14 protein-coding genes are annotated in these 12,378 nt (G+C 46.3%); 3 read left to right on the forward strand and 11 right to left on the reverse strand.

The window, feature by feature from the left end; all coding sequences use genetic code 11:
- Nucleotide 1 precedes the first annotated feature (1 nt).
- The 6 genes from ACFQZT_RS23115 to ACFQZT_RS23140 all read right to left on the reverse strand — a co-directional run bounded on the left by ACFQZT_RS23115 (nucleotide 2) and on the right by ACFQZT_RS23140 (nucleotide 5,562).
- The gene (locus ACFQZT_RS23115) at nucleotides 2-1,090 is read right to left on the reverse strand and encodes a GerAB/ArcD/ProY family transporter (RefSeq protein ID WP_379303559.1); all 1,089 of its coding nucleotides are present in this window, start codon (nucleotides 1,088-1,090) and stop codon (nucleotides 2-4) included.
- Nucleotides 1,087-1,329, reverse strand: a complete 243-nt coding sequence (locus ACFQZT_RS23120) for a hypothetical protein (protein ID WP_379303561.1) — start codon at nucleotides 1,327-1,329, stop codon at nucleotides 1,087-1,089. The genes ACFQZT_RS23115 and ACFQZT_RS23120 overlap by 4 nt, the downstream gene beginning before the upstream one ends.
- Before the next feature lie 5 nt (nucleotides 1,330-1,334).
- A complete protein-coding gene (locus ACFQZT_RS23125; RefSeq protein WP_379303563.1) occupies nucleotides 1,335-2,528 on the reverse strand; it encodes a Ger(x)C family spore germination protein in 1,194 nt (397 codons plus the stop codon).
- Nucleotides 2,529-2,547: 19 nt separating this feature from the next.
- Nucleotides 2,548-4,098, reverse strand: a complete 1,551-nt coding sequence (locus tag ACFQZT_RS23130; protein WP_379303565.1) for a spore germination protein — start codon at nucleotides 4,096-4,098, stop codon at nucleotides 2,548-2,550.
- A gap of 155 nt (nucleotides 4,099-4,253) precedes the next feature.
- Nucleotides 4,254-4,709: a GNAT family N-acetyltransferase gene (locus ACFQZT_RS23135; RefSeq protein WP_379303567.1), complete on the reverse strand. Its 456-nt coding sequence runs from the start codon at nucleotides 4,707-4,709 to the stop codon at nucleotides 4,254-4,256.
- 28 nt (nucleotides 4,710-4,737) lie between these two features.
- The gene (locus tag ACFQZT_RS23140; RefSeq protein ID WP_379303569.1) at nucleotides 4,738-5,562 is read right to left on the reverse strand and encodes a metallophosphoesterase family protein; all 825 of its coding nucleotides are present in this window, start codon (nucleotides 5,560-5,562) and stop codon (nucleotides 4,738-4,740) included.
- A gap of 149 nt (nucleotides 5,563-5,711) precedes the next feature.
- On the opposite strand from ACFQZT_RS23140, the gene ACFQZT_RS23145 reads away from it, so the two are divergent.
- From ACFQZT_RS23145 to ACFQZT_RS23155, 3 genes are all read left to right on the forward strand, one after another.
- The gene (locus tag ACFQZT_RS23145) at nucleotides 5,712-6,488 is read left to right on the forward strand and encodes a threonine/serine exporter family protein (RefSeq protein ID WP_379303571.1); all 777 of its coding nucleotides are present in this window, start codon (nucleotides 5,712-5,714) and stop codon (nucleotides 6,486-6,488) included.
- A complete protein-coding gene (locus tag ACFQZT_RS23150; RefSeq protein ID WP_379303573.1) occupies nucleotides 6,488-6,922 on the forward strand; it encodes a threonine/serine exporter family protein in 435 nt (144 codons plus the stop codon). The genes ACFQZT_RS23145 and ACFQZT_RS23150 overlap by 1 nt, the downstream gene beginning before the upstream one ends.
- Nucleotides 6,923-7,091: 169 nt before the next feature.
- Entirely contained in the window at nucleotides 7,092-7,784 is a 693-nt protein-coding gene (locus tag ACFQZT_RS23155; protein WP_379303575.1) for a class I SAM-dependent methyltransferase, read from the forward strand.
- A gap of 65 nt (nucleotides 7,785-7,849) precedes the next feature.
- On the opposite strand, the gene ACFQZT_RS23160 is transcribed toward ACFQZT_RS23155, so the two are convergent.
- The 5 genes from ACFQZT_RS23160 to ACFQZT_RS23180 form a co-directional block, all read right to left on the reverse strand.
- Nucleotides 7,850-8,296, reverse strand: a complete 447-nt coding sequence (locus ACFQZT_RS23160; RefSeq protein WP_379303577.1) for a hypothetical protein — start codon at nucleotides 8,294-8,296, stop codon at nucleotides 7,850-7,852.
- A gap of 71 nt (nucleotides 8,297-8,367) precedes the next feature.
- Nucleotides 8,368-8,700, reverse strand: coding sequence for an ASCH domain-containing protein (locus tag ACFQZT_RS23165; RefSeq protein WP_379303579.1), 333 nt, complete (start codon nucleotides 8,698-8,700; stop codon nucleotides 8,368-8,370).
- A gap of 65 nt (nucleotides 8,701-8,765) precedes the next feature.
- On the reverse strand, nucleotides 8,766-8,921 hold the full coding sequence (locus tag ACFQZT_RS23170; RefSeq protein WP_379303581.1) for a hypothetical protein: 156 nt from the start codon (nucleotides 8,919-8,921) through the stop codon (nucleotides 8,766-8,768).
- Between the two features lie 108 nt (nucleotides 8,922-9,029).
- Entirely contained in the window at nucleotides 9,030-10,025 is a 996-nt protein-coding gene (locus ACFQZT_RS23175; RefSeq protein ID WP_379303583.1) for an aldose 1-epimerase, read from the reverse strand.
- A 186-nt stretch (nucleotides 10,026-10,211) separates the two neighbouring features.
- Entirely contained in the window at nucleotides 10,212-12,251 is a 2,040-nt protein-coding gene (locus tag ACFQZT_RS23180) for a glycosyl hydrolase family 18 protein (protein ID WP_379303585.1), read from the reverse strand.
- Between the last annotated feature and the right edge of the window lie 127 nt (nucleotides 12,252-12,378).

Genomic DNA, 12,378 nt, shown 5'->3' on the forward strand with positions numbered 1-12,378 from the left:
TTCATTTACCTCGCAAGTAACCAAGCCCGAGCAACAGGACAGGATGAACGCCTCCAAAATATAGCGCCAAAGGTATCCATGTCTGCTCATCCCACTCGCGAATATAGGCTACATTGGGATACACAACTAACGATAGTACTGCGACAATGATTCCGGCTGGAGTCGAGAGCGCTTTGTAATTCTGTGATCGAAATAGAGCCGCTATCCCTCTAAGCATGACATGAAAATATAGCGTTAATTTAAAATAAATCGATATAAACCAAACAAACGCAACCGTGACCTCAATCCGCTGTAAAAAGTTGCCTACGCTAATTTTCTTTGCCAAGGCATACGTGGAATACACTTGTCTGGATGATTGGTCTGAACCCAACACCAAGATGCCAAGAAGTACGATAATAATCATAATGCCACCGCTTAGCATCCCCCCATAAATGAATGATTTAGAGAACCTCATAGGGAATTGGGTGTCTTTAGAAATTAAGCAAAGGGTAAATACGATCGGGAAATACGAATAAACAACAATCATTAAAGAAGCACGCGCATTGGATAAGATACCCGCTTCGCCAATGGGCAAGAGGTTGATCAAATGGGACTGCGGACTTACGAAAATCACTAAAAGGAAAAACAAAAGCAATATCCACGGAAAAAAGATTTCCGCTGTCCTCCCCAGAACGATAACTCCTGTTTTGGCACCTATGATTACGAATGTAATCATAAGTATGTGAATAGCTTGAATTGGCGTTGTCGGCATGATTTGAGTGGTCATGAATGCGCCAATATAGAAAAGTACCTGAGCGCTTATGACAGCCCCAACAAGAACAAAAAAAAGAGTCACCACGGTCCCAAGCCATTTCCCCAACACGAGATTATGGATATCGAACAGTGTACATCCTGGAAACTTCTTCGCTAATTTGACATAAAACCATAAAAAGAGAAGACCTATTCCTACCCCTGCTAGCCCTGATATCCAGGCATCCTGCTTCGTTTCTGCAGCTAACAAAGTGGGAACGACTAAAATCGACGTGCCCAGCGAAAATAAAAAGATCAAGATCATGAGTTGACGGGCTGTGATGGTTTTCTCGTTGTTCATAGCTTTAATAACCCGATCTGAACTAATAGTTTGGTTAATGGCGCTACAATAACCGTAATCCAGTCGGCCGGATTAGGTATTTCTTTGGCAATTCCTTTCCATGTAGCCATGACATTGCCAAGCGCCATGAGGGTGCAGTAAATCCAGACCTCCTTTCTCCATCCTTGTTTCCATATACGAGGGATTTCAAAGCACGCCAGTGCGACAGAGATCAGAAATACGCATATACCAACTAACATCTCAATTACTCCTTCACATCGCCTACAACCGAGTCGCCTAGCGTCCCTGTTCCTCGAACTTTTACATCGATGTTTAAATGGGGTTCAATTTGCTTATATGTGTCTTCCCAATGATCCTTCACTTTCTTCCAATATTTCGGGTCAGCACGATGCACAGCCTCCCCAAAGCCAAAAATGTCCGTTCCAAAGCTCTGCGTTTTCTTGATCGTTTCTTTCATATTGGACATCCCAAACGCAATAATTTGTTTGTTTATGTAATCAATCGTTTCTGTTTTGAAAAGTTCAATTGGGCATTCCACATCCGAAACATTACCTTCCAGTCGCATTTCAATGTAAATTTCTGGCTTATCCTTTTTGACGACTGCATATATCTTGGATTTGCTGCGGGCTATATCTACGCCAATCAGTCCTTCTTTGGGACAGGCCACGTGCACGGAAGATCGTTTCGCCTGATTGGTGATGATGGAATAAGCACGAGATTCTTTTTCGTTCAGCCATCCGACAAGCTTATCTTTCTTGAACACTGCGTTACCGGAATATTGCAACCGAACCAGCGGGGCCGTGTAATAAATATTGGTTTTGCCGGTGCCTGACGAAGGCTCTCCCATAATTCGTATCCCGGACACGACAGGACTCTTGCCTGCGGTCACTAGCGCGTTGGATAATTGGTCCAGTTTGATCGTTACCGCAGAAGTCCACTCTTTCTTGGCAGCCTCAAGAGAATTATAGATATAATTAGCGGGTACTTTTTCCAAGGGGGTCACAACGCCCAGCAGTTCCTTAGCCGTACTTTCCCTCGCGATCACCACGTCGAAATCGGAGCGAAACTCACTCCCTCTCATCAGATAGTCCATCGATTTGGCGATACCTTGCTTAGCCAACGTTTCAGAGAAGACCAGAATTCGAATGTGCGCGAAATAGATGTTCCGTGATATGGAAGAAGTCAGTCGTTTGACGGCTTCGTTCAACGTTGTGCCCTTGGAGGAATACACGATAACGGGAATCTCATGTTCCCCTTTACCTTTTGTAACACTGCTCGGATTTACGACTTGGACGGTTAATTCATACTGGTTTCCAATGAAATCGATGCCAACACCCTCAGCAATGGCAATATCGTTTAGCTCCCTGCGGCTCCAGCAGCCGCTTAACAGCAAAACGATGACTAGTAGGCTCACCGTTAGCCGCGCTTGTGATTTCACGTCTGCCTCTTCCCTCCTTCTAAGGTTTGAAGGTCTTCCTTTTCGCTTGCTTTACAACATTTCGGGCATGTGCAGCACGTACTCTTGTAAATAAGGTTTGAAAAGGAAATCTAAACAAGGCATCTTTCTGCTTGTCCAACTCCAACGGGGCAAACGGGCTCAAATAAGGCACACCGAATGATTGCAAGCTGTTCAAGTGCAAAATGAGTCCGAGTAATCCTGCAAGTATTCCAAATAGCCCGAATGAGGCAGCTAGAGCCATTAATGGGAACCGCAGAATGCGTATGGCGTTCGATAAATCATAGGAAGGAGAGACGAAGCTGCAAATCGCCGTAATCGAAACGACAATAACCATAGCCGCCGAGACGATGCCCGCTTCGACAGCCGCTTGACCGATAACGAGAGTTCCAACGAACGATAGTGCGGAACCAATGCTTCGCGGCATGCGAAGTGCTGCTTCACGCAGAATCTCAAAAGTAATTTCCATGAGTAAAGCTTCGATAAAGGCTGGAAACGGAATGCCCTCCCGCTGTGCAGCAAGGCTGATCAATAGCTGGGTCGGCAGCATCTCTTGATGAAATGTTGTTATCGCTACATACAGTGAAGGAGACAATAGGGCAATAAGAAAACCTGCATACCGAAGCATCCTCACTAACGTGCTGATATCGACCCGATGATAATAATCCTCAGATGCTTTCAGGAAAGATTCAAATAGCGCTGGAGCAATAAGTACGAAAGGCGTGCCATCAACAAGAATCGCAACTTTACCTTGCATCAATTCGAGCGCTACTACATCAGGCCGTTCCGAGTTATAAATCGTAGGGAATGGTGTAATAATTTCATCTTGAATCAATTCTTCAATGTTGCTGCTCTCGAAAATGCCATCGATTTGAATCTGCTTCAAACGATTGCGCGCCTCCAGAATCAGCGATTCCTGAGCAATCTCTTTTATATACATAAGCGCGACATCAGTCTGTGTAACCGTACCGATCTGTATCGTTTCCACCCATAAATGAGGATCTTTAATTTTCCTCCGAACCAATGCGGTATTCGTTCGAAGCGATTCGGAGAATGCTTCCCGCGGTCCGCGCACGACAGTTTCTACGAGCGTCTCCGTGACACCCCGGTCTTTCCACCCTTTGGTGCTGGCAGCAACTCCGACCGTATACCCGTTAATCAAGATTACCGAGTCGCCAGAAAGGATATGATTCAACATCACTTTCATATCCGATACTTGTTGAATTTCACCAATCGTCAGGGTGTGTGCTTTTAATACGTCAAAAGGATCTTGTTCGGAGTCCACTTCCGTAGACTCCGTCATTAACGATCTCAAGATGAAATCATTGATGACATTCGCATCAGCAAGTCCATCCGTATACAGAATCGCTATCGGTTCCGTAATGGCATCATACGTAAATTCGCGAATCACGAGATCCGTACTGTACCCAAGTACGCTTTGAACGTAAGTTATATTTTCTTGAATGGTTGGAAATAACGGCAAGGATGCTATAGGTTCGATGATTTCCTGTGACTGCGTGTGCTTTTTGGAGCGGAGCCAACGAGCGAACATGTAGGTTTCTCCGAATTCTAAGTTGATAATGTCTTACCGACATTATTTCCTAAACTTTCCTGAGGTATGCGTAAATTGGATTACGAGGCGGGAACCGTTGCAAAAAAGAAAAACGACATTCGAATGAACGTCGCTTCGTGTGTATCGTATGAGAGTTATAATTTCTTTTCATAACACAAGCTTCCCGGAGTATCGATATATTCGTCGAACGGTTCAATCGGGTAGTACCCATATTTGGTATATAAGGCAATGGCCTCCGGTTGCGCTGCGCCTGTTTCCAGCCTAATGGTATGATTGCCCGCTTCCAGAGCCTGTTTCTCCAAGAATGATAGCAATTGCGAAGCAATACCCCGATTGCGGTATTCCTTATCGACAAAGAAACGCTTCAGCTCGGTGCTCCCCGGACTTATCGGACGCAACGCGCCGCATCCGACAGGCATGTCCCCCTCAAACGCGACGGCAAAGGTGATCCGCTCAACGGAGGGATCATTGAAATCGACAAAATGAATCTCTTCAATCGGGTATCGCTGCATCAAATCTTGATCCAGCTTGGCAATAAGCGCCAATAAAATCGGGTCCGTATGTTTCACGAGTTGAATATGTAAGCTCATGGGATACTCTCCTCCAGGATGGTCATTTTTAAAAAGATATAGTTTGAATTTGGGCGGGCTCTGCGAGTGCTTTCCTCGGGTAGCCGATAGAGGCGTTAATAAACCGGCAATGATGATGCACATAGTCCATCCGATGATGGACATGTCCGAAACACCATATTTTATTTGCGAGTTGATTGCTATAAGAAGATCCGTCAAAGTAGTAGAAGCTGGTTGTCAAATCGAGCTCCATGCCCTTCGGTACCTGGCTCCAATCGGGTGATACGTGTGTGAGAATGACATGCGAAGCAGCTATAATCTTATCTAATTTGGCTTTTTCGTTTTGAAACATATCCAGCGTCAATCGGGGCTTCCCCCGAAGCCGGGAGTAATCGTTCGAGACTGTCAACCAATGCTTAAATACCCGGTCCTGAGTCGATTGAAGTACTTGAATCCCATACTGCAAATCGTACCACATGCCGCAGCCGCCGTAGACCACACCATCCAGCTCGACGGCATCTCCGTCCAAATATTGAACACCGGACAATTGACTCGCGAGCAGTTTCATTTCCTTCATCCGATCCAGCGAATCACGATGTCCGTTGCCTTGCAGAGTCGCCTTGTCCAAGTAATAATCGTGATTGCCCATAACGAGTAAAATGTTCGCATAATGAGTTTTAAGCAGCTTAAGGAACAAATAATTCTGTTTATTGCTATGGCCCAAATCGCCTGCAATCAGCAGCGTTTGCGAGGATGGCTCCGGCAATATCCGCCGAATGAAGGACTTCAGCTTCCTTTGCAAACTCCATAAACTCCCCGTATCTTTAACCCAAAAATCAAGATGAATATCGGAAATAAGATCGAATTGTCTCATGATATCCCTCTTCGCGTACGATATATAGAGAGTTTACAACATAAAGCGACATGTATCCAAGACCTTTTTTCATGAAGAAGTTCAATTCTGCTTGAAAGCCTATCAACCGTATACTATACTTTGGGCAAATACCATTAGGAGATCATGCCATGGATCATCCATCTCATACAACTTACGAAGTCGCACAAGTATGCCTGCTCGCCGGGAAAATTATGCTGGAGAACGGCGGAGAAACGTATCGCGTTGAAGATACGATGACACGCGTCGCAGATGCTTTCGGGATTCCCAATGCGCACAGCTTTGTGACTCCGACAGGTATTATCTTTTCAATCGACGGACCCGAGCACGCAACGCGCTTGATTCGAATCTCCGAACGGTCAACGGATTTGCATAAAGTGACCCTCGTCAATGCGATTTCCAGGAAGATTAGCCAAGGCGAGCTTACCGTTAATGAAGCCTGCAGTCTGTTGGAGCGAATCGATGCGGCCAGCCCAGGCTATCCCATTTGGTTCAAAATTATGTCTGCGGGCATTGCGAGCGGCTGCTTCCTGATTATGTTTGACGGAACATGGCTGGACTTTGTTCCTGCCTTGTTAGCCGGTGGCGCCGGTTTATCGTTCCTGATATACTTCCATCGGTTAGTGCCGATCAAGTTTTTCGCCGAGTTCCTTGCTTCCTTGCTAATAGGGACAATGGCTTATTTGTTTCTGAAAATAGGGCTCGGTCATGATTTGGACAAAATCATTATCGGTTCCGTAATGCCGCTCGTTCCGGGATTACTGATCACGAATGCGGTCCGGGACTTAATGGCCGGCCATTTTGTATCCGGGCTTTCCAAGGGGGCCGAAGCGTTCCTGACGGCATTCGCGATCGGAGCCGGGATTGCCTTCGTACTTTCTTTTTACAACGGGGAGGGTTTGATCTGATGCTCATACAGCTTGCGACAAGCTTCATTGCCACTGCCGCTTTTGCCATTCTCTTTAATGTGCCGAAGGGCACTCTGATCCAGTGCGGATTTGTCGGGATGATAGGCTGGATGCTTTATTTGCTGTTTCTTCAAGTCCCCGTTAACCCGATTATGGCGACACTTATTGCTTCATTTATCGTAACGCTCGCTAGCCAAATCTTTGCAAAAATTTACAAAACACCTGTGATCGTATTCAGCGTTTCCGGCATTATTCCCCTTGTTCCCGGCGGACTTGCCTATGATGCGATGAGAAACGTTGTTGAAAACCAATACGATCTGGCGGTCCAGCTGGCTGCCAAAGCTTTTATGTTGTCCGGAGCGATCGCAATCGGTCTTGTTTTCTCTGAGGTGATCAATCATGTCATCCGTAAGACCAGCAGAATGAGTCGTTAACTAGTCCATCGCAGCTCCACTCCCTCGACTTATTTTCACAATAAGTCAGAACGACTTTATAGTTATTACCTATAACGATCATCGGATCTATATATTAGTTCTTTCCTCATATTTCCGCTAAGATAGTTCCAAGACAGCATGCAAATCCAAGAACGGAGTGAAACTGCACATGAACGATGCGAAGCACAATCCAATTCAAGCCAGATTCGATGAAATTGCTAGTAAGTATGATTCACAACGTAGAAAGCTTATCCCTTGTTTTGACGAATATTATCAAATTGCAGCCTCGCTAATTCCAAGTGGGAGCAAAGCGCCGCATATCCTTGACCTGGGCGCGGGTACAGGACTGTTCTCCAGCCTCGTATCGGCGCAGCACCCCGATGCTTCCTTCACGCTCATTGATCTTTCGGAGGGCATGCTGGACATTGCCAAACAACGTTTTGGGGCTGAGAGTCCGAACTTTAAGTACATCACAGCTGACTATTCACGATTTGATTACGCCGATTCTTACGATTGCATTATCTCTTCTCTCTCCATCCATCATCTGGAGGATCATGAGAAATATGATCTGTATCATCGTATTTTCAAACTGCTGAAACCCGGCGGTGTGTTCGTTAATGCGGACCAGGTGCTAGGAAGCAGCCCTTTTCTGGAGAACTTATACCGCTCAGATTGGGAGGGTAAAATCGAAGCAACCGATTTAAGCCGGGAAGCGCTGCAAGCGGCCTATGAACGGACCAAGCTCGATAAAATGGCAACGCTCGATCACCAATTGAACTGGCTCCGTGAAGCCGGATTTGTAGACGTAGACTGTGTCTATAAGTATTACAACTTCGTTGTTATGCACGGTAGAAAAGGCTAGAGATATCGTGAAAACTCGGTTTGTCCCGACATCAATTCCAGACATCTCTACTCGCTTTTTTACAACTACCACAAGGTTGGCTTCGCGACCATAAACCACATCATCGATAGCGTGATCAGTACGTAGGCAATCAATGCTTTCCGCAGTTTATGTACTAACACCGACCGATTATCATGTGGCGCCAGAAGCTGGCGTATGAGCGGTGAAAACGCCCTTGCAATAAAGTACAAAGAGGCAACCATGATCAAGACTGTAATGACAATCCACGATGTTTTCCAAGTCCAGGCCGTGATCCACGTCAAAATGATGCCTGTCGCAACCAGCACATGACCTGCATGTTTGGTAAGTCGAACCGTGATTCGAAATGGCTCCAAATAATCAGGAAGTTTATCAAACGGGGCGGCTTGGATTTTAGTCAATAGCGGGAACAAGATAAAGTAAGGTCCAATACTTAGAATCACGCTAAAAATATGGATATATAAAAGCAGTACATACCAAGACAACATCATCATCCATTCTTCATCATTCGTTTTTTTAACAAAACAGTGCGGATCCGCAGACCCGCACTGTCGTTGTGTAATAGCTATTCAGCGAGTTGGAATTCATGCACCCATACTTTCATATGCGGCAGCCAAGGCATGCCGGGATGCATAGACAGAATGCTTTCCTTGTACGATTCAACTGTTGGATGCCCTTCTCTGTTTGCATCTTGTTCAGTCAGCTCACCTAACGATTGTTGATAAACATTTGTAACGGTAAAATTTTTCCCCTGCAGCTCCATCGTCTCTCCGATGTCGGCATAACGACCGTTGCGTCGGCATGCCGTCTTTTCACCGGCAAGGACTTTTACTACTTCATTTTCTTTCGTAACCAAACGGTCAATGGAACAAGTTTTTGGCGGTAATGTTTCGTTCATATTAATTCCTCCTTTTGCCAATGTACATTATATCGAAATGAAGAGACATTGTCGATTCGACGGCGCTATTCGCGCAAAGCGTCCTTCAGCTTCGTGGACATGGAATCCATAGACTTCATAGCAGGTCGCTTTGCACTGCGAAGTTTAGTAATTTCTTGCTTTAATCTTAAGTTTTCTTCCGTAAGTCTCTCAATTTCTTTTTTCAAATCTTCCTCGTTCATTCCATTATCCCCTATCTGACTAGTAGAAAAGACCCCTTCGACCAACTGGCAGCTAATCCCGTAACGGGTTGAGCCATGCGGCGAAAGGGGCATGTTTCAGCTATTCGTTTATTGCTTAACCACGTATAATCGGCCCGTCTCTTCCCATACTTCTCCTGGCTCTAAGGAAACCAAGCCGATTTGCTCAGCCGGAAGATTGACATTCGGCGCATTCACCAAATTCATTTGCGGCTCCGGACAGAAGAAACCTTCGGTAGCCCCATTATTCCATATCATCCACTGCTTGTAAGAAGTGCCTACATCATAAATGAGCTTTACGCCGGCTTTGGCATCTGTCAGCTCCATATAGTTGCGGCCATTTTGCGGCGCTGATGTGTAATGATTGTCCATGGAATCGAAGAATGGAGACAATCCGCCCGTTTTCATCTTCTCTTCAGCTTCAGTCAAAGGCTGGAATTCGCCCGTTGGCAGCATTCTTTCGCTTAACTGCCAGCGATTGCCGATCGTCATTTTGAATGTGTAATCCGCTGCTTGGCTTGCGTGAGCAAATGGCGCATTAATAGCTGTATGGAACGCCAGCAAGCAAGGCATTGCGACCTGTCCTTCGTTATGTACGCGGATTTGTTGATGCAAGCCGTGCTCGCTAAGCGTGTATGTAAGGCGAATTGTAAACTCGAACGGCAGGTAAGCATACACGGAATGACCTGCTCTTACCCGCAATGCAAGCGTCACACGACTTTCCGTTTCGTCAGCGGCAAATTTCTCAACCGACCATGGAATATTGTGTACAAAACCGTGCAAGTGATTGCCCGTTTTCGGTTCATTGACGGGGAATTCGTAGACGTTGCCCTGCCATGGAAACTTACCGTCCTCATAGCGGTTCGGCGGAAATAAGACCGGAATGCCATGAATAATCGGGCGTGCTTTAAACGCTTCCATTTCATCCGCTGCCGGTTCGTGCAAGAAACGGTACCCATTGTCCATATCTCTAAAAGCGATCAAATTTGCGCCGATTTCCGGCAGCACAGCCGCCTCATAGCGTCCGGCTTGAAGCCAAATGGCTTGTTCTCCTTGATACGTGCCTTCAAAAGCTTTCGTTGTCATCCCCAAAGCTCTCCTCTCCAAATAAGCGCCCCAGAAATGGGACAAGTCACTGAGTTAACTTTAATTCATACGGATCAAAGAAGTCAATGGACGAAAGTAGCGATCATATTGATAAATGTGACATTATTAAGCGTGAAATTAAAAGACCGTACATGATTGGGATGTACGGTCTCCACTTTAAGAACGCTATGGAAGCAGGCCTTGTTTCACAATGGTTTGCAGGGTTTTGTTACGGTCGCCGGTAACTTCCCAAGACATGGCGCCGCCTAGGCCTTTAGATTTAATATAGTCTACTTTCGCTTGTATCGATTGCTCATCATCGTATGATATATAAGTGCCGCCGCTTGGATTATATAAATAAGGGGTTTTCGTTACAGAATTCCAATAACGCGTGTAGCCATTCTTGTTGATGTAATTAGCTTGAAGGTCATTGAAGTCGTAGGAACCCTTCTCCCAAGTTCCTGTTTGCGAGACCCCGCTGCATGTTTGATATTGCCCGCCATTGACGTTAGCGCAGCCTGCCCATCCACGCCCATAGTAAGGGAGTCCAAGCACAAGCTTGGATGCCGGTACACCCGCAGCAAGGAAGGAAGTTACAGCTTTATCGACGTTGAAGTTTACGGGGTCGGAGCTTGAATCGGCCGGATCGAAATACAGCGGAGCGTTTTGACCTGATTTGGCTTCCCAGCTTCCATGGAAATCATAACTCATCAAATTGACCCAATCCAAGATCGATGCCATACTTGAAAGCTGATTATTCGTAATGTAGCTCGGTCCTGCGCCTGCAGCGATCGTCAAATAATAATGCTTTCCGTCCGCTGCTCCAGCTGTATCCAGTTCCGAGCGAATGGCTTGAAGAAGAAGGATGTAATTCTGTTTGTCGGCAGTCCGATAGCTGTTTCCGGCTAAACCGCCGCTAACCGGATATTCCCAGTCCAGATCAACGCCATCGAATTGATACTTTTTAATAAAGGAAACGGCTGATTTGGCGAAATTGGAACGTACGGTCGCATCTGCTGCCACATCTGAGAAGCGGTTCGACCAAGTCCAGCCGCCAACGGAAATGATGGTTTTCACATTCGGATTCGCCTGTTTTAACTTGACTAATTGATTAAAACTGCCTTTGATCGGCATATCCCAAGTATCCCCGGTATAAGACATGCCCGTATCCGCCCATGGATCGCCTTGAACAATCGTCCCGTTCGGCACGCTGATATTGCCGGTCTCGTCAGCACATGCCCATGTTTGCGGATTAGGTCCCGTAGGGTCTGAATTGCCATGAACCCCATTCCAGCAAATATCGGCAAATGCATAGTTAATCACATTAACTTTCGAAGCATCGATGTCCGGAACTTTAAAGCCACGACCATAAACGGCCCATTCCGGATAGTAAGTTACAATTTTCGCCCCTGTCAGTCCGCCGCTGCCTGCTTGCGTTTTCACCGAGAGCGCTGCGCTTGCCGCCGAACTATTTCCTGCCGCATCACTCGCTTTTACCGTAAAGGAATACGTTGTGTTCGCTGCAAGTCCGGTCACTGTAAATGTTGTTCCAGCAGAAGCCCCTACGCTCGTTGTGCCTTGATAAATGGTGTAACCCGTAACACCAACATTATCCGATGACGCTGTCCAGGACAAAGTTACGGAATTGCTAGTTAAAGCTGAGGAACTCAAATTTGCTGGAGCGGTTGGCGCTTGCGTATCGCTGGATGTGGTTTGAGTCGTTCCCGTCACAGCTGTGCTTGCAGCCGACGCATTACCTGCGGCATCTTTCGCTTTAACCGTAAAGGAATAGGAAGTACCTGCTGTCAACCCGGAAGCTGTAAAAGTCGTTCCTGCAACAGTACCCGCAAGCGTCGTTCCTTTGTACACATCGTAGCCTGCGACCCCAACATTATCTGTCGATGCTGTCCAGGATAATGAGATGGAGCTTGTGGTTGTTGCCGTTACTTTCAAATTGGCAGGCACCGTTGGCGCTTGTGTGTCGGCAGTACCTCCCCCGCTTTCCAGCTTCCACAACGCCGGCACATTCGGCGGCTCCCAGCCGGTTAACGAAGTATGAGCTTGCAGACAGCTATAAGTGGATCCTCCGTATGTGACGATATCACCGACATGATAACTTGTGTTTGGTGCCCATGCGCTTGCACCTAAAGCCGTTGCAGGGACAACTGCAAAAATGAGCAAGAAAGTAAGCAAGATGGCAAGCGTTCGCTTTCGATTGGCAGTCATCAACTCTACCTCTTTCTTTTTTCGAATTGTAATCGCTCACAAATTCTTGGAAATGATCAAAAACTTCAAACAATGCCTCCTTTCTGCGTAACAATGTCTTACAGCTCCATTATTCATCGGTTTTGGT

Origin of the sequence: Paenibacillus sp. GCM10027628 (genome assembly GCF_042676385.1) — a bacterium.
GTDB lineage: Bacteria > Bacillota > Bacilli > Paenibacillales > NBRC-103111 > Paenibacillus_E.